The 16739-nt window shown below is 45.2% G+C and carries 16 protein-coding genes; 11 read left to right on the top strand and 5 right to left on the bottom strand.

Annotation, left to right across the window (positions count from 1 at the left end; genetic code table 11):
* Positions 1-130: 130 nt before the first annotated feature.
* Positions 131-610 (bottom strand): Dps family protein, encoded by a 480-nt coding sequence (locus ACHUFZ_RS07635; RefSeq protein WP_394126633.1) that lies wholly within the window; start codon positions 608-610, stop codon positions 131-133.
* A gap of 731 nt (positions 611-1341) precedes the next feature.
* Between ACHUFZ_RS07635 and ACHUFZ_RS07630 the strand changes: the two genes are divergently transcribed.
* From ACHUFZ_RS07630 to choV, 9 genes are all read left to right on the top strand, one after another.
* Positions 1342-1869, top strand: coding sequence for a DUF2975 domain-containing protein (locus ACHUFZ_RS07630; RefSeq protein WP_394126632.1), 528 nt, complete (start codon positions 1342-1344; stop codon positions 1867-1869).
* A 10-nt stretch (positions 1870-1879) separates the two neighbouring features.
* Positions 1880-2104, top strand: coding sequence for a helix-turn-helix domain-containing protein (locus tag ACHUFZ_RS07625; protein ID WP_394126631.1), 225 nt, complete (start codon positions 1880-1882; stop codon positions 2102-2104).
* Between the two features lie 156 nt (positions 2105-2260).
* Complete coding sequence (locus tag ACHUFZ_RS07620; RefSeq protein WP_394126630.1) at positions 2261-3055, top strand: MBL fold metallo-hydrolase; 795 nt, start codon at positions 2261-2263, stop codon at positions 3053-3055.
* A 481-nt stretch (positions 3056-3536) separates the two neighbouring features.
* Positions 3537-4133, top strand: a complete 597-nt coding sequence (gene betI / locus ACHUFZ_RS07615; RefSeq protein WP_394126629.1) for a transcriptional regulator BetI — start codon at positions 3537-3539, stop codon at positions 4131-4133.
* Positions 4134-4152: 19 nt separating this feature from the next.
* Positions 4153-5613 carry a betaine-aldehyde dehydrogenase gene (gene betB / locus ACHUFZ_RS07610; protein WP_394126628.1) on the top strand — a complete coding sequence of 487 codons (1461 nt, stop codon included), beginning with the start codon at positions 4153-4155 and terminating at the stop codon, positions 5611-5613.
* A 23-nt stretch (positions 5614-5636) separates the two neighbouring features.
* Positions 5637-7328 (top strand): choline dehydrogenase, encoded by a 1692-nt coding sequence (gene betA / locus ACHUFZ_RS07605; RefSeq protein ID WP_394126627.1) that lies wholly within the window; start codon positions 5637-5639, stop codon positions 7326-7328.
* A gap of 37 nt (positions 7329-7365) precedes the next feature.
* Positions 7366-8304 (top strand): choline ABC transporter substrate-binding protein, encoded by a 939-nt coding sequence (locus ACHUFZ_RS07600; RefSeq protein ID WP_394126626.1) that lies wholly within the window; start codon positions 7366-7368, stop codon positions 8302-8304.
* A 90-nt stretch (positions 8305-8394) separates the two neighbouring features.
* A complete protein-coding gene (gene choW / locus ACHUFZ_RS07595; RefSeq protein WP_134835543.1) occupies positions 8395-9237 on the top strand; it encodes a choline ABC transporter permease subunit in 843 nt (280 codons plus the stop codon).
* 2 nt (positions 9238-9239) lie between these two features.
* Positions 9240-10427, top strand: a complete 1188-nt coding sequence (gene choV / locus ACHUFZ_RS07590) for a choline ABC transporter ATP-binding protein (protein ID WP_394126625.1) — start codon at positions 9240-9242, stop codon at positions 10425-10427.
* Between the two features lie 50 nt (positions 10428-10477).
* Here choV and ACHUFZ_RS07585 read toward each other — a convergent pair whose 3' ends face one another.
* Positions 10478-12214, bottom strand: a complete 1737-nt coding sequence (locus tag ACHUFZ_RS07585; RefSeq protein ID WP_394126624.1) for an ABC-F family ATP-binding cassette domain-containing protein — start codon at positions 12212-12214, stop codon at positions 10478-10480.
* Positions 12215-12630: 416 nt separating this feature from the next.
* Positions 12631-13479 (bottom strand): tetratricopeptide repeat protein, encoded by an 849-nt coding sequence (locus tag ACHUFZ_RS07580; RefSeq protein WP_394126623.1) that lies wholly within the window; start codon positions 13477-13479, stop codon positions 12631-12633.
* Between the two features lie 228 nt (positions 13480-13707).
* On the opposite strand from ACHUFZ_RS07580, the gene ACHUFZ_RS07575 reads away from it, so the two are divergent.
* Positions 13708-14790 (top strand): AarF/UbiB family protein, encoded by a 1083-nt coding sequence (locus tag ACHUFZ_RS07575; protein WP_394126622.1) that lies wholly within the window; start codon positions 13708-13710, stop codon positions 14788-14790.
* 63 nt (positions 14791-14853) lie between these two features.
* Here ACHUFZ_RS07575 and ACHUFZ_RS07570 read toward each other — a convergent pair whose 3' ends face one another.
* Together ACHUFZ_RS07570 and ACHUFZ_RS07565 are read right to left on the bottom strand one after the other, a co-directional pair.
* Positions 14854-15198, bottom strand: coding sequence for a rhodanese-like domain-containing protein (locus ACHUFZ_RS07570; protein WP_394126621.1), 345 nt, complete (start codon positions 15196-15198; stop codon positions 14854-14856).
* A gap of 67 nt (positions 15199-15265) precedes the next feature.
* Positions 15266-16153 (bottom strand): LysR family transcriptional regulator, encoded by an 888-nt coding sequence (locus ACHUFZ_RS07565; protein ID WP_394126620.1) that lies wholly within the window; start codon positions 16151-16153, stop codon positions 15266-15268.
* A gap of 155 nt (positions 16154-16308) precedes the next feature.
* On the opposite strand from ACHUFZ_RS07565, the gene ACHUFZ_RS07560 reads away from it, so the two are divergent.
* Positions 16309-16707 (top strand): RidA family protein, encoded by a 399-nt coding sequence (locus ACHUFZ_RS07560; protein ID WP_394126619.1) that lies wholly within the window; start codon positions 16309-16311, stop codon positions 16705-16707.
* Positions 16708-16739 lie beyond the last annotated feature (32 nt).

Genomic DNA, 16739 nt, shown 5'->3' with positions numbered 1-16739 from the left:
CACTAACGAAAGCTAGTGGGCCTTTTTTATGCTGACTAGAGTCTTATGGAGAAAGCTGTTTTTATCTTCAGCTCGCAGTCTTCTCTATTTCCTATAACCACACCCGATTGAACTACTTAGTAGCGTAAACTCAGTGTTGCAAATAGGCGTTAAGCATCCACATGAGTTTTTCTTGCTCTCGGATGTAGTCACCCATCAATGCAGCGGTACCTTCGTCCTCTGCATCACCAGCGTTTTGTAGGATCTCGCGCTGTTTTAGAAGTAACACACTAAAACCTTGAACCAGACCTTGTACGCACTCTTCACCAGACGTCGCGTTTTGATGCTCTTTAATTTCGCTTACTTCCAAGTAATTGCTAAAGGCATGCGCAGGAGTATGCCCTAACGTCAGGATACGCTCTGCGAGCTCATCAATTTTCGTTTGTAGATCGGTGTAGATCTCTTCAAATTTCACATGGAGTTCGAAGAATTGCTGACCTTTAATGTTCCAGTGGTAGCCACGTGAATTCATGTACAACACTTGGTAATGCGCGAGTAGTTGATTGAGTTGTTGAGCTAGCTGTGCTGATTGTTCATGATCTAGACCAATTAAGCTTACCTGTTTGTTCATCGTTTTGCTCCTCGGAGATTAATATCAACCTGCAGTAATGAGCCAGTAGTTCACCGTGATTGATACAAAGTTTTAAAATAGTTTGCAGTATTTGCTGCCGATGGAGTCATATTACGATTCATCTTTAGGGAAGAAAATTTGGTTTTATCTATGACTTAAATAGTTAAATCCAATGAGAAAACGGGTAAGTATCGGCGTATCATCCAACAAAATTTCATCGAAGCATTTTCTATTCGAATGTCCAAGAAAATCCAGTGCTGGAGCTGCCATTAGGGCTTGTCTGGTAGTAGGTTTCTATATTCCCGCCTTTAAACTCTGTCTTGTAGCATTGTGTGTCTCGATGTCCACTCGATAAACCATTATCAGTAAATGAATGACTTGGAGTTGCGTGACAGTCATCGCCAACTAAGTGTTGTTGTTGAGGTCTTAAACTTTGAGCATACGAAGAGCTCAATGATTCGGTTAAGTTGAATTCCTCGTCTAGGTTGTCAAGAAACAGAGCGTTGGCAGCGGAAGAATAAGAATAAAGAAGTAATAGTGCGCTAATAAGTGAGTGTTTAGTCGGCATGGGAAACCTCGATGTTATCAATGTGTCTTTGTCGTTTGATAGGTAAGGTAAATTCATTTTCTTCATATTTCAATAAAAAATTATCGTAAAACGATAAGTTTTTATTGAAATTTATAATCATAGAACTAGTATATGGATAAATTATTTATTATTGAGGCTTGATATGTCGCACCAATCGATTAGTACTTTTAGCCGTAAGCTGCTTATTTTGTTTTGGTTTTCTTTCTTTTTTGTCGCAGTGCTAGATACGACACTGTGGTTTAGTGCCACCATGTTTAATGCTCAGTGGTTTAACGCTACCTTCCCTGTAGAGGTCGAATTGCCACTTTCAGTGACGCGTTCTTTGATTGGTTATATCCCAAGTATGTTCTCTGCCTTGTTAACCATGGCGATGTTATGGCAGCTCATAATCTTGTTTGGTTTATATGAGAAAGGACGGATTTTTGAACAGGACAATGCTCGTTGTTATAAGAAGTTGAGCTACTTATTGCTCGCAACTCCTTTCATTGGAGCAATCAGCGACTTACTTCTCAGCCTCGCTTTATCGTACAATGGTGACTCTTGGTACTTCTCTGTAGAAGTCGATGATGTCGACATCACAATGATGGTAATCGGTTTTATTGTCCGTGTTATTGCGGTGGTAATGGAAAGAGCGGCAGAGCTTCACGAAGAAAGTGAGCTGACTATTTAACGGAACAGATATGGCGATTGTAATCAATCTTGATGTAATGCTAGCTAAACGAAAAATGCGCTCAAATGAGTTGGCAAAATTGGTTGGTATTACTGAGCAAAACTTGTCGATTCTGAAAAACGGCCGTGCTAAGGCGGTTAAGCTGGCAACGCTCGAAGCTATCTGTAAGCATCTTGATTGTCAGCCTGGGGATATATTGGAGTACGTACCGATGCCAGAAGAGGTTGAATCTTAGTAAAGGCTTCAAATGTCTTAACCGTATAAAGTCAGAGTTTTTGCTCTGGCTTTATTATTTCTATAGAGATCCTCTCAACTTTCGAATGAGCCACTACACTGAATATTGTTGAGTGTCTTGTTATTAAGTAAGGAAGCGTTTTCCTGAGGGGGCAAAATGGCATCTCAGAATATTCAACATTTCTTCCATCCCAGCTCTGGGACAATTAGCTACGTTGTCGCTGATGGCGATACCAATGAAGCGATTATTATCGATCCTGTGGCCGACTATGATCCTGATTTAGATAAAATAAGTTACGAGTCTGCACATGAGATTATTTCGCACATTAAGGCGGAGCAACTCCATATCGTCGCTATTTTAGAAACCCACATTCATGCCGACCACCTGTCTGGCTCGTTCTATCTTAGTCAGCACCTAGATGCGCCAATTTACGTCTCTGAAGGGGTGAAAGAAGTCTACGCACAATGGAAAGGCGATCTTTGCCTTAGTGAGCTGTACCACTTCGAGCATTTCTTATTGGAGAATGAAGAAATGGACTTCGGCAATTCCCATTTAGAGGTGATGAGTACGCCGGGTCATACACCGTCAGATTTAACCTTTAAAATTGGTGATGCGCTGTTTGTCGGCGATTCACTGTTTTATCACGGTACTGGTCGTGCAGATTTCCCTGGAGGCAGTGCAGAGAAGATGTTTGAGTCAATTCGAAAGCTGTATGAGCTAAAAGACAGCACCGACGTCTATTTGTGCCACAACTATCCAGATAAAGCTGAAAACCTCCATTTTAAAACCACGATTGGTGAAGAAAAACACGACAATGTCATGTTGGATGAGCTCACCACTCGCGCGCAATTTGTCGAAGTAAGAGAAGGTCGTGACGGACAACTTCCGCCACCAAAGCTGCTTAAGCCTGCGCTAGAGTTCAATCTTACCGCGTGTCACTCGCCGCACTAGTTTGAACATAAATTTGCCCCAGTTTGAGTGGTTCATTCTGGGGCATTTTTTTGTTGCGAGATTGGCCGTTGGTCTGAAGGACCACTCTCATTATTGTTCAGATCTTGCTGGTGGTTTTGTGGATTAGAGCAGCTTAACTAGAAAAATGTTTCGCGTTCTAAATATTTATTTACAGGTAATTTTAAGGTGGTCTTTACTGGGTTGTTTAGAGTGGGTAATTGGTAGGTTTGACATTGGTTTTGCTTTGGATTTATCTATTTAAGTTGTTGATATTTAGCATTGAAATGCATTTTCATTGTGATTTTTATATTGGCTATTTGTTTGGATTTATTCTCGGTTTTTAAAGTTTTTGATTGTTAGTGTTAGTGGTTGTTTGGGTGTGTTTTGATCGAGTTTATAGATAAATAATTTGAGATCGAAAGGGTTTTGAGGCATTTTATATTTAATTGAACGTTCAATAAAAAAAGAAAAGGAAGTCAAAATGCCCAAGGTTGGCATGCCAGAAATCAGGAAACCTCAGCTGGTTAAAGCGACGATGGCGGTCATCGATCGCGTAGGTTTGCATGCAGCAAGCATCGCTTTGATCAGCAAAGAAGCGGGTGTTTCTACTGGGATCATTAATCACTATTTTGGTGGTAAACATGGTCTGCTTGAAGAAACCATGCGTGAGATTTTGCGTCAGCACTCTGCAACTATTATGCAAAGCCTTGCTCGATTGCCTAAGGATGCCTATCAACAGCGCATTATTGCCATTGTTGATGGTAACTTTGTTGGTTTCCAAGCCGAAAATCAGGTAACAAAAACTTGGTTAGCATTCTGGTCATACTCAATGCATGAGCCTCAGCTCAAGCGTTTACAGCGAGTGAATGAAAAGCGCTTGCTCTCCCATCTTAAAATTGAACTCAAAGCCCTTTTTGGTGCCGACCAAGCCGAGGTCATTGCACATGGTATCGCTGCGTTAATTGATGGCATCTGGCTGCGTGGGACGCTCAACCCACAAGGTATCGATGCGGATAAAGCGCGTTTTATCATCAACGATTATCTCGACAAACAACTCACTTTCTACTCAAAAAAATAACGAAAAGTCAGACTTTCAAATGGAAATGAAAACACTTTATATCGATGGCAAAGCGCAACCAGCAACGTCTGGTGAAAGCTTTGTGACATACAACCCTGCAACGGGTGAACCGCTTGCGGAAGTTGCTCAAGCAAGCCAAAACGACCTAGAACTGGCAGTGGAGTCAGCGAAACAAGGTTTTGCGGTATGGTCAGCAATGAGTCCAACAGAGCGAAGCCGTATTCTACTGAAAGCGGTAGCGCTTCTTCGTCAGCGAAACGATGAACTGGCGGTACTCGAAGTAACTGATACCGGCAAACCGCTGCAAGAAGCGATTGAAGTTGATATTGCAACGGGCGCTGATGTTATCGAGTATTTCGCCGGTCTAGCTCCTGCGCTACAAGGTGAACAACAACCCTTGAGTGATAGCCAGTTTTTCTACACTCGCCGTGAGCCGTTAGGGATTTGTGCGGGTATTGGTGCATGGAATTACCCAATTCAGATTGCGATGTGGAAATCAGCGCCAGCACTGGCAGCAGGCAACGTCATGATCTTCAAACCTTCAGAAGAAACCCCGCTAAGCGCGTTAAAATTGGCTGAGATCTTTACTGAATCTGGCTTACCTGACGGTGTGTTCAACGTCGTTCAAGGCGATCACCGTGTTGGGCAAATGCTAACGGCCCACCCTGATATCGCTAAGGTTTCGTTTACTGGTGAGTCGGGTACCGGCAAGTTGGTAATGGCTGATAGTGCGAAAACACTGAAGCAAGTGACGATGGAGCTGGGTGGTAAGTCGCCAATGATTGTATTCGAAGATGCCAAGCTTGATGACGCTGTCTCTGCCGCTATGGTTGCCAACTTCTACACCCAAGGCGAAGTCTGCACCAATGGCACACGTGTGTTTGTCCATGAATCTCTTTACCCGCAGTTTATTGAACAGCTAAAAACACGTACTGAAAAGCTGATCGTCGGCGATCCAATGGATATGCAAACTCAAATCGGCGCGCTGATCTCTAAAGAACATTTAGGCAAGGTATTAGCGGCTATCGAAAGCGCTAAACAGAGCGGTGCGACGCTGCTGACTGGTGGATATCAAGTGACTGACAACGGTCTTGCTACCGGTAACTTTGTTGCTCCGACGGTGTTTGTTGATTGTGATGACAACATGGAACACGTCCAACAAGAGATCTTTGGCCCAGTTATGTCAGTACTGACCTTTAGTGACGAGCAAGACGTGATTAAACGTGCCAACAATACCGATTACGGCCTAGCGGCGGGTATCTTTACCCAAAATTTAGCGCGTGCACACCGCGTGATACATCAGATGCAAGCTGGGATTTGTTGGGTCAATACCTGGGGAGATTCACCTGCTGAAATGCCGGTTGGTGGTTACAAGCATTCGGGCATCGGCCGCGAAAATGGTCCAGAAACCCTACGCCATTACACCCAGACTAAAAGCGTGCTGATCGAGCTTGGCGACTACGCCAGCCCTTACGCCTAATATAGATTCTACGGAGAGATAACATGCAACAACGCTACGATTATATTATCGTCGGCGCGGGTTCGGCTGGCTGTGTACTGGCGGATCGTCTGACAGAAAGTGGTGAGCATCAAGTGCTGCTACTAGAGGCTGGTGGTACAGACAAAAGCATTTTTATCCAAATGCCAACGGCACTTTCCTATCCAATGAATACCGAAAAGTATGCGTGGCAATTTGAAACCGTTGCAGAGCAGGGGCTTGATGGCCGTCAGCTTCACTGCCCACGCGGAAAAGTATTAGGCGGTAGCTCATCTATTAACGGCATGGTTTATGTTCGTGGCCACGCTTGCGATTTTGACCAATGGGAAGAGCATGGTGCCAAGGGTTGGAACTACCAATCTTGTCTGCCTTATTTCCGCCGCGCTGAAAGCTGGAGTGGTGGAGAAGATAATTACCGTGGTGGTAATGGTCCGGTTGGGACGTGTGGTGGCAACGATATGCAGCGTAACCCACTCTACCAAGCTTTCATTGATGCGGGCAAAGAAGCAGGTTACCCAGAAACCAAAGATTACAACGGTTATCAGCAAGAAGGCTTCGGCCCGATGCATATGACGGTTGATGGTGGTGTTCGAGCTTCGACTTCTAACGCTTACTTAAGACGAGCTCTTAAACGAGACAATCTAACCTTGGTGAAAGGTGTTGTCGCACGCAAAGTGATCATTGAAGGCAAGACCGCCGTCGGAGTCGAGTTTGAAAAGTCGGGTCGCGTTATTAAGGCGTTTGCCAAGAAAGAAGTAGTGTCGAGCGCGGGGTCTGTTGGTTCAGTACAATTGCTGCAACTATCTGGCATTGGTCCAAAGCAGGTGCTTGCCAAAGCGGGCGTTGAACTGGTTCATGATTTGCCGGGCGTTGGCCAAAACCTCCAAGACCATTTAGAGGTTTACTTTCAGTACCACTGTACTCAACCGATTACGCTCAATAGCAAGTTAGGCTTGGTGAGTAAGGGATTGATTGGCACTGAATGGATCTTAACTCGTAAGGGGTTAGGTGCGACCAATCACTTCGAGTCTTGCGCCTTTATTCGTTCACGCAAAGGACTTAAGTGGCCAAATATCCAATATCACTTCTTACCAGCAGCAATGCGTTATGACGGCCAAGCCGCGTTTGATGGTCATGGCTTCCAGGTTCATGTCGGCCCGAATAAGCCAGAAAGTCGCGGCTCAATAGAGATCTCCTCTTCGAATCCAAACGATAAGCCACGTATTGAATTTAACTACATTTCTACTGAGCAAGATCGTCAAGATTGGCGCGATTGTATCCGTCTTACTCGTGAAATTTTGATGCAGCCAGCGATGGATAGTTTCCGCGGTGAAGAGATTCAGCCGGGTGTTGATGTGACCAGCGATGAAGCGATTGACCAATGGGTTAAAGAAAACGTGGAAAGTGCCTACCACCCATCATGTAGCTGCAAAATGGGCGCAGATGATGACCCAATGGCGGTGCTTGATGAAGCGTGTCGCGTACGTGGCGTTGCAGGACTTCGCGTGGTGGATTCTTCGATCTTCCCAACCATTCCAAACGGAAACCTTAATGCGCCGACCATTATGGTGGCTGAGCGCGCCGCAGACATGATTCTCGGTAAGCCAAGTATAGAAGCGAATGAACAACCGGTTTGGATTGCGCCAGACTGGCAACAAAAACAGAGAAATACCGCTCCACGCAGAGAGTTGGATTAACTTTCAAAAAGTCAGTAACTATTACAAGGAAAACACCATGTCTATGATGACAAAAACTTTTTCGACCATCGCCCTAAGCAGTTTAGCGATGAACGCTTATGCCAACCAATGTGAAACTGTGCGTTTTGCTGACGTAGGCTGGACAGACATTACCGCAACGACAGCCGTGACTTCAGAGCTACTAAAAGGTCTTGGCTATAAAACCAAAACAGATTTGCTGTCTGTACCTGTGACTTACTCGTCAATGGCGAACGGTGATATCGATATCTTCCTTGGCAACTGGATGCCAACCATGGAGGGAGATATCGCTAAATACCGTGAAGCTGGCAGCGTTGAAACGGTTCGCGCTAACCTTGAAGGGGCGAAGTACACCCTAGCTGTGCCTAAGTATGTTTACGATGCAGGCGTGAAGAGCTTTGCTGACCTAGCTAAGAATGCCGATAAATTCAAAGACCGCATCTACGGTATTGAGCCAGGTAATGATGGTAACCGTCTGATTCAGTCGATGATCGACAGCGATGCATTCGGTCTGAAAGACTTCAGCCTAGTTGAATCAAGCGAAGCGGGCATGGTGTCGCAAGTGTCACGCGCTGTACGTCGTAACCAATGGATTGTTTACCTAGGTTGGGCTCCGCACCCAATGAACAGCAATATTGAGATGGCATACCTTGATGGTGGTGACGACTTCTTTGGGCCTAACTACGGTGGCGCAAACGTCTACACCAACGTGCGTAAAGACTACCTAAGCGAGTGTCAAAACGTAGGTAACCTACTTAAAAACCTAGAGTTTAGCCTTGAAATGGAAAACGAGTTGATGGAAGCGATTCTTAACCAAAACGTCAAGCCAGCAAAAGCGGCTCAGCAGTGGTTGAAAGCAAACCCGCAACAAGTGGAAGCGTGGCTTAACGGTGTGAAGACATTGCAAGGTGAAGAAGCGCAAGGAGCCGTTACTAGCTACATCAATTCGAAAGCTTAATTAACGATGCCTTAATTAACGATATTTAGGGTGGGCAACTTGCCTGCCCTTTCTCACACGCTAAATAATCATTACCACAAAGGCTGTATTGTGAATTTTATTACTGACAACAAAATCCCACTGGGTCAATGGATGGAAGCAGGGGTTGATTGGCTAACCTTCAATGCTGCGGGTCTATTTGATGCGATTGCGATCTTCTTAGAGACGATCATTCTTTTTGTTGTAGATATTTTTAAGTGGATGCCTCCTGCAATGCCAATCGTTATGACGGCGGCGATTGCTTGGTACTTACACCGTAGTATCCCGCTTGTTCTGTTTGTTATTGGTGCACTGCTTACCATCTTAAACCTTGGCTACTGGCAAGAAATGCTAGAAACCTTTGTTCTGGTTTTCTCAGCGACAACGATTTCTGTATTAATTGGCGTGCCTATCGGGATCATGGCGGCTCACCGACCTTGGTTATACACCTTACTAAGACCAATTTTGGACTTAATGCAGACGGTACCGACGTTTGTTTATCTTATCCCAACACTAGTTTTGTTTGGTTTAGGCATTGTTCCTGGACTGATTTCCACCATCATTTTCGCGATTGCTGCTCCGATTCGTTTGACTTACCTAGGTATCACTAAAGTGCCTGAAGAACTGGTCGAAGCGGGTAAAGCGTTTGGTGCGACGCGTATGAAGTTGCTGTTTAAAGTTGAGTTGCCAGCAGCCATGCCTAGCATTATGGCCGGTGTAACTCAGTGCATTATGTTATCGCTTTCTATGGTGGTGATTGCCGCTCTAGTAGGCGCAGATGGCTTAGGTAAACCTGTGGTTCGTGCGTTGAACACAGTAAATATTTCGCAAGGTTTTGAAGCCGGATTGGCTATCGTTCTTGTGGCGATCATTCTCGATCGTCTGTGTAAATCACCAAACCAGAAGGAAGCTTAATCATGGATGCGATTACCATTAAAAACCTCGATGTGGTGTTTGGTGATAAACCACAGTTGGCAATAGAGCTGCTGGATAACGGCAAAACTCGCCAAGAAATTATTGATGAAACCGCGCAAGTCGTTGGCGTTGATAATGTATCCCTGACTGTCAAAGAAGGTGAAATTTGCGTACTGATGGGCCTATCTGGCTCGGGTAAATCAAGCCTGCTACGCGCGGTAAATGGCCTCAATGAGATTTCACGTGGTGCGTTAGAGCTAAAAGATGGCGACGAGAAAGTCGACCTAGCTAACTGTGATGACGAAACCTTGCGCCGCTTACGTACTCATCGTGTGTCTATGGTGTTTCAAAAGTTTGCCTTGATGCCGTGGTTAACGGTATTGGACAATGTTGCATTCGGCTTAGAGCTGCAAGGCATGGGTAAATCTGAGCGCCAAAGCAAAGCCCGTGAGCAGCTTGAGATGGTCGGTCTGTCAGAGTGGGAATCTAAGTTCCCTCATGAGTTATCTGGCGGTATGCAGCAGCGTGTTGGCCTTGCGAGAGCCTTTGCGATGGATACCGATATCTTATTAATGGACGAGCCGTTTTCTGCCCTTGATCCACTGATTCGTACTCAGCTGCAAGATGAACTGATTATGCTGCAAGAGAAGCTCAATAAGACCATTTTGTTCGTGAGCCACGACTTAGATGAGGCGCTTAAGATTGGTAACAACATTGCCATTATGGAATCTGGTCGACTGATTCAACATGGCAAGCCAGAAGAGATCATTCTTACTCCAGAAAATGACTATGTGCGTGATTTTGTTGCTCACACTAACCCGCTGAATGTCCTTAAAGGCCGCTCATTGATGCAGCCAGTTAGTGAACTCACTAAAGAGCAAAGCCAGCTTCAGGTGTGTACTGCACAACCTGTATGGGTAGAGCAAACTAGTGATCAACTTCGCTTGGTAGAAAGTGATGAGCTGACATTGATTGAGTGGGATTGTGAAACCAGCCGAATTGAAGATGTAACGAGCTCAACCGTTGTCGTCGCCAGCCCTGACATTGGCATGCGACAGGCGATTGAATTGAAACAGCGTAGTGGGCAACCCATTTTGTTAGCTGAAGATGGCAAGCTGGTGGGTGTACTTAATGACAGCGAGTTTTATGACGCGCTGCTAGGTAACTATAACGCCCCGCAAGCGGCTTAGAACTGAGCTAGTTGATTGAAAAAGGCACCAATTATTGGTGCCTTTTGTCGTTATAGCTGCGCAGTTATTTCCTCAATCTGCTGTTGCCACTCTTGCTGCATGGCTGGTTTTTGGTGTTTAGGTTTACGTTGCTTATCTGCTTCAAGCAAACTCTCCAATTCCAACAATCTTTCAAGAAGTTGCTCCTCTGAGTCAGCCTCCACAGTTTGAAAAACTGGGTTCGAAGCCGAACTCGTTGCAGAGGTTGAATCTGCTGATTTTGGTGCTGAATCGGCAATACGCGCATATACCTCTTCAGCAGAGAGATATTCGGTCAGTGAGCTGTTTTCAACAAACCAGAATCGGTTACAGCTTTGTTCAATCAGACTACGATCATGACTGACCAATAAAGCAGCACCTTCAAACTCTTGTAGGGTCTGAATGAGCTCTTCTTTTCCTTCCATATCGAGGTGGTTGGTCGGTTCGTCAAGAAATAGCATGTGGTAGCGAGCTAAGGTCAAACCGATAAATAGTAGCCTTGCCCGTTCACCACCACTTAAGCTCGCCACTAACTGATCGTGTCGTGCATACTCAAAACCTGCGCTAATGAGTGAGCGTTTGGCAGTCTCACTGCTGATTTCAGCAAAGGATTGCAGCGCGTCACTGATCGTTTGGTTATCGTCGAGCTGCTCTAGTGATTGATCGTAATAACCAAGTCGACAGCGGTCATGGAAAGTCACCGATGTTGAGGTGCAAACATCTGGCACCTCTTTGCTCTGGTAGTGTCGATAGAGCAAGTTAAGCAGTGTAGACTTGCCGCAGCCATTACTGCCAAGAACCGCGATTCTGTCGCCACTCTTGACGCGCATTTCAGTCATATCAAACAAATGAAATGCACTGTCCTGTGGTGTGACAGAAAAAGGCATGGTTTCTAGCAATCTATTGGCGGGTAATCGCTCGCCTTGCAGTCGCAGTGCCCAAGGGGTGCCATCGGTCAGCTCGGTTTGCTGTTCCTCTAAACGTTCTTTACGGGCGAACATAGTCTTGGCTTTACGAGCTAAATCCTCGTTGTCATAGACCTTACCCCAGGTCGCCAGTCGCTTAGCACTCTTTTCTATACGGTCGATCTCTTTTTGCTCGCTCGCATGGCGTAATCGATCGGTTTCATCTTTCTCATCTAATACCTGCCTTGCTTGTGAGCAAGGTAGGGAGAAGTGATGAAGCGTTTGATCACGCATGACCCAAGTGGTGTTAGTGACTCGATCTAACAAGGTTTGATCGTGAGAAACCAATACAAATGAGCCTTTCCAAGCGGATAAGAACTGCTCTAACCAAAGTAGCGAGGGCAAGTCCAAGTGGTTGCTAGGTTCATCAAGCAGAAGCAGATCTGGTTGGTGGATAATCGCGCGCGCAAGCAAAAGACGCATTTGCTGACCGCCACTGCAGTTCTCTACTGGCATCTCGCGTTCGCGTATCGAAAAGCCTAGCTCATCCAATAAGAGTTCTGCTCGCCAAATCTCATCATCTGAGATGAACTCAGATAACGCAGATATAACCGAATGGGAGTTGAGAGCCTCAGGTAAATGTTGCTCTACATAGCGCATCAAACAGGTATTGGCTTTGGCTATTGCGCCACTGCTAGGTTCAAACTGACCGGATAGCAATTTCAGTAACGAACTTTTACCACAGCCGTTATGGCCAATTAATCCAACTTTGTCGCCACGCTGAATGGTGAAAGTAATCGCGTTGAATAGAGGTTGAGTTGTGAAGTTTAGGGTGACTGCCTGTGCAGTTAAATAAGTACTCATAATGTTCTCAAGAATTTTAGGCGTAAGAAGCCGTTGTCAGAGCTGACAATAATTCTTCGAGCTTGAGGGAAGGTACTCGGGTGACGTGTTTTGTCGAAAGGTAATTATTCGCTCAAGTCGAGATTATCGCAGCGCGAAATCTGAAACTCTTGAGCGGTCCTTCATGCCATAAAAGCGTGGGTTGATTGAACACCACAAAGACATAAATTCCTCCTTAAGTTAGTTATAAAGTGTTGCCACTTCGGGTTGATGTGTGATGAAGATTCTAACTCGCAATAGAGCAAAGTGTAGACTGATGACCAAAAAGTGTCTTAGTGATCTCGTTGCCGAGACGCAGAGTGTAGTTGCAAAAGAAAAGGCATCGTCGAAACGATGCCTTAATCAGATGTTAATGAGTGCCAGTGATGAAAGAGAGGTTATCCTTCCCCTTCAGAGAGCAAGGCATCAAAGCGAGGATTACCATGCATACCTTCTAAATCTGGCTCGCTATCAATGAGATCACGAATCGAAGGGCTGGCATCTATCGCGCGAGTCAGATCTTCAATCGCTTGTTCTTCGATGCCGAGTCGAGAATAAGCACAAGCTCGTTGGTATAGGGCTGGGCCGTTGGTATCGTCGAGTTCTAACACACGATTACATAAGCTCAGCGCCCAGTGGTACTCTTTGATTTCCATTGCCGCATCCGCCTTGTAGGTCAGCGCTTCAAGATCGCCCGGACGCAGGGTTAAGATCTCATCATACACATCAATACGCTGCTCAGCAGTTGGCATGCTTTGCGCGCGAAGCCAGAGGTTATGGATCTCGTTAATCTTCTCAATTTCTTTGTTGTTTTCACTGATGATGCGTGTTTTACGTTTTAGGTCTCGCTCCAAAGCACCGAACTTTTTCTGATATTCATCAGCAATCGCTTCAAGGCGTTTATCCGCCATCTCTTTGGTGTTGGCTTTAAACTCACGCAGAGACTGCCAGCCGACAAAAGCGATCAGCGAAGCAACACCTGCGATAATGTAGAAGAAGTAAGTCACCGTCACATTGGCGTAGTTTAATGATTTGTCCGCAACGCTAAGCTCTCGGTCCGTGATTTGAACAATCAACTTACGTTCTAAATCTTGCTGATCTTGGCGAAGCGATTTTAGTTCATCAAGGATGTAGCGCTCCATCAGAGGGCGATCGAGTAAGTCAGATTCTGAGTGTTTGGTCTGTTCAGCATAGACCGGTTGTAGACAAGTGAGAAAGCCGAACAATAAGGCAAGAACTACAGGCATGAGCACATCCATTTAACGCGTTGTTTTATCAATGATTAACATTAGCAAACAGGGGGCGAATTTGGCCAATATTAATATGAATTTTTATGACAACACGTGAGCAGTAGGGTTTAGTTAATCGTATTCCGCCCAAGTACTCATCCCTATTTCGAGTCAGTGAAGGGGGAGGTGATGTGCTTCACTGTTGATAAAGTAGACAGAACCTAAACTGTCAGCAGGAAGCATGTCGTGAATCAACGTCAAAAACAGCAGCAAGAGTTTGATCAAAGCGAACAAAACTTAATTGTCGGCTCAGAGCAGCAATGCCCGTTGTCACCAGAACAATTAGCGATGACAACCGCGGACTCTGAATATGTGGTCGAAACGTTTGAAAGCGGATTAACCGCGCAGGTTTTTCATATTCGTATCGATGGGCAAGACTATACATTGAAGAAAAAACGGCCGCAGGCCAAAGTGCAGAACCTTGATGGTCAGTACTCTTTTCTCAATGAAGTTCAGCGACGCTTCGATTTTCAAACTCAAAAGAATAACCCGAATTCAGCGCCGGATTTTCAGCACATTGTCGAAACGATTTATGCCAATTACCGGTTAGGGATTATCGTGTCTGAATGGGTCGAAGGTACGCCAGTTCAAGAGCTTACAAATGACTTGTTAGCACAAATTTTCTCTACATTGCTCGCCTGTGAGAGTATTGGATTATTCGAATGGGATCTGTGTAGTGGCAACTTGTTAGTTAATGAACAAGGCCAACTTAAGCTGTTTGACTTTGGTTACATGTATCGCTTTGAGCCGTTGCAACACTTTAATAGTAATGGCTTGAGTGACCCTTTGTTTGATGCCTGTGAGCGTTTTGAAACTCGTTTCCTTTCTGGTTGGCTATTGGAAAAAGAATACTCACAGATTGAGTCGTTACAGATCTTCAAAGCGGTGAAGCGACAAGCGTTGAGGATGCTGGAAGACAAACGTGATTGGCTAGCCGCGAATCAAGCTAAACCAGAAGTGATAGAGCGTGTGCAAGCGTCGATAGAAAAGGTTGAAACCGCACTAAGCTCAGATGCCAAGTTAGAACATTTATTTACCCTTGAGATGTTCCGTTCTCACGTATTGGATATTGAAGATGACCTAGAGGGTAAGAGCTGTACTGCGATGACCATCAAACGTGTGCAGTTCGTTTTGGCAATGCTAGAGCAACACTATGATTTGCTGCTCGAAGGAGGCGCGTTGTTCTATCAAAATCAAGGACAGAGCCAAACAGAGTTAATTGGTAGCTACTTAGAAAAAAGGCAGTTGGTTGAGCGATACCAGTTGTAAGTCGAAGATGCGAAAAAGCACACAATCAAGTGTGCTTTTTTGATTCGTATAAGAGTCGAAAGGTTACTTAGCTTGCTGCATTTCTACCAACCCACCTGCGTTATGCAGATTAGTAAACCCCTGAGCAGTTAAATACTGAAAAGCTTTACCAGAACGATTACCACTGCGGCAGTACAATACGATCTGCGCATCTTTATCTATGTTGGCAAAATACTTATCTAGTGCAGAGAGCGGGTAGTTTTTCGCATTGTCCAAATGACCATCGGCAAATTCTTGTGGTGTGCGTACATCAACAACTAATGCTCCTTGCTCAATCCATTCCCAGCCAATATCTGCTCGCTCTGTTGCAAAAACCGGCGAGGCTAGAAGTGCTGCTGAGGTGAAGAATGCTACTAACCACTTTTTCATGATTCATGTCCTTATTGATATGCTGATTCAAGCATAACGGTTTAGCGATCGTTTACCGAGATAAGATTCACATTGCTTTGTCGTAGTTGAGATACTCGATGCATAAATCATGAAAGGCTTGGGCTTGGGGCGATATGGTGCGATCGCTCAAGGTGAAAATGCCAATCTGTCTTTCTAACGGAGGGTCGATAAGCGGTATCCAAACCAAGCGAGTTTCATTGGTCGGAAAGGCAAGTTTAGGCAAAGTGGTTACGCCAATCCCGAGCTCCAATACCGAAAACAGTGAAGTAATGTTTTCTACGGAATAAAGCGCCTGTTCACTGAGCGCTCTGGCAGGTGTCGGGTCTAGTAGGGTACAAGTGCCATTGCGAATAAATGGCTGTTCAAGCAATGTTTGCCACTCTATGCCTTCTGGGTGTTGAGCGATGGGATTATCTTTCAGGCAAACCACACCAATGGGGTCTGAGAGAAGTGAGGTGAAGTTTATCCCGCCTTCATCTAGGTGAGAGGGGTTACCGAGCGCCAAATCCACTTCACCGGAAAGCAGCCTCTCTTCCACCCCCGCGGCGTTATCATCAATAAGGCTCACTTCTACATTGGGGAATTGTTCACTGAATGCGCCCAGTACACTAGGGATAAGTTTGGCCGCCACCGAAGGCACGCTCGCAATTCTTACACGTCCCTGTTGCCCGGCGGCGGCAGCTCTTAAGTCGTTATCGAGAGCACTATAGATATTCAGAAACTGGATTATTTTCGGTAAACATATCTCACCAAATGGAGTCAGCTTTGCTTTGTTACCTGCTTCAAATAGCGGTTGTCCGAGGATCTTTTCCAGCTCTTTGATTGATGTCGATAAGGCAGCCTGAGAACGATTCGCCCGGTGTGAGGCTGCTCGAAAACCGCCTTCTTCTACCACCATCACAAAATGCATTAATTGTTGAAGCTTGATACTCATCTGACCACCATTCCAATCCCTTTGTTTCTCTGATGTTATTTAGAGTGATAAAAAAAACTTATCAAATGTAAAAAATTTACCGTTAGATTTATCAAGTGTCAATGTGCATGATTTAACCATCTTGAAACAAAGTCGTTACAAAGGTTGAAAGGCACGTGAATACTCCAACAAAAAAACACCCAGTAAAAACCGCTCTATTTGCTTCTAAAGCACCGCTTGAATGGGCAGTTGTCAGTAATGGCACTTTGTACACGGCGCAAATCCCAATTGATGATACAGGTGCTGTTGTTGAAGGCGGTATTGAAGCGCAAACACGCCAAACCTTTAACAACCTAGTCCACACCTTGGAGTGTGCGGGTGAGTCTCTCGATTCAGTGCTGCAAGTGCTGATTTGTGTCACCGACCGCGACTATCTAAAAACGGTTAATGAAGTGTATGCCGAGTACTTTGAAGCGCCATACCCGAACCGCGCCGCTATGGTCGTCGCCGGTCTAGCGCGTGAGGAGATGTTGGTCGAGTTTGTGGTTTATGCCTCAGCAAGCCAACCAGAGTAATAACAACTAACGATAAGAATCGAAGCTGATTG

The sequence above is a fragment of the Vibrio hepatarius genome (assembly GCF_043642085.1).
GTDB lineage: Bacteria > Pseudomonadota > Gammaproteobacteria > Enterobacterales > Vibrionaceae > Vibrio > Vibrio hepatarius_C.
The sequence above is the reverse complement of the archived record's forward strand: the minus strand, read 5'-3'. Positions and strand labels throughout refer to the sequence as shown.

Coding starts and splice junctions, on each gene's coding strand:
- ACHUFZ_RS07625 (WP_394126631.1), top strand. CDS start 1,880: ATGGCGATTGTAATCAATCTTGATGTAATGCTAGCTAAACGAAAAATG.
- betA (WP_394126627.1), top strand. CDS start 5,637: ATGCAACAACGCTACGATTATATTATCGTCGGCGCGGGTTCGGCTGGC.
- ACHUFZ_RS07570 (WP_394126621.1), bottom strand. CDS start 15,198: ATGAAAAAGTGGTTAGTAGCATTCTTCACCTCAGCAGCACTTCTAGCC.
- betI (WP_394126629.1), top strand. CDS start 3,537: ATGCCCAAGGTTGGCATGCCAGAAATCAGGAAACCTCAGCTGGTTAAA.
- ACHUFZ_RS07635 (WP_394126633.1), bottom strand. CDS start 610: ATGAACAAACAGGTAAGCTTAATTGGTCTAGATCATGAACAATCAGCA.
- choV (WP_394126625.1), top strand. CDS start 9,240: ATGGATGCGATTACCATTAAAAACCTCGATGTGGTGTTTGGTGATAAA.
- ACHUFZ_RS07565 (WP_394126620.1), bottom strand. CDS start 16,153: ATGAGTATCAAGCTTCAACAATTAATGCATTTTGTGATGGTGGTAGAA.
- ACHUFZ_RS07585 (WP_394126624.1), bottom strand. CDS start 12,214: ATGAGTACTTATTTAACTGCACAGGCAGTCACCCTAAACTTCACAACT.
- ACHUFZ_RS07620 (WP_394126630.1), top strand. CDS start 2,261: ATGGCATCTCAGAATATTCAACATTTCTTCCATCCCAGCTCTGGGACA.
- ACHUFZ_RS07580 (WP_394126623.1), bottom strand. CDS start 13,479: ATGCCTGTAGTTCTTGCCTTATTGTTCGGCTTTCTCACTTGTCTACAA.
- betB (WP_394126628.1), top strand. CDS start 4,153: ATGGAAATGAAAACACTTTATATCGATGGCAAAGCGCAACCAGCAACG.
- ACHUFZ_RS07600 (WP_394126626.1), top strand. CDS start 7,366: ATGTCTATGATGACAAAAACTTTTTCGACCATCGCCCTAAGCAGTTTA.
- ACHUFZ_RS07630 (WP_394126632.1), top strand. CDS start 1,342: ATGTCGCACCAATCGATTAGTACTTTTAGCCGTAAGCTGCTTATTTTG.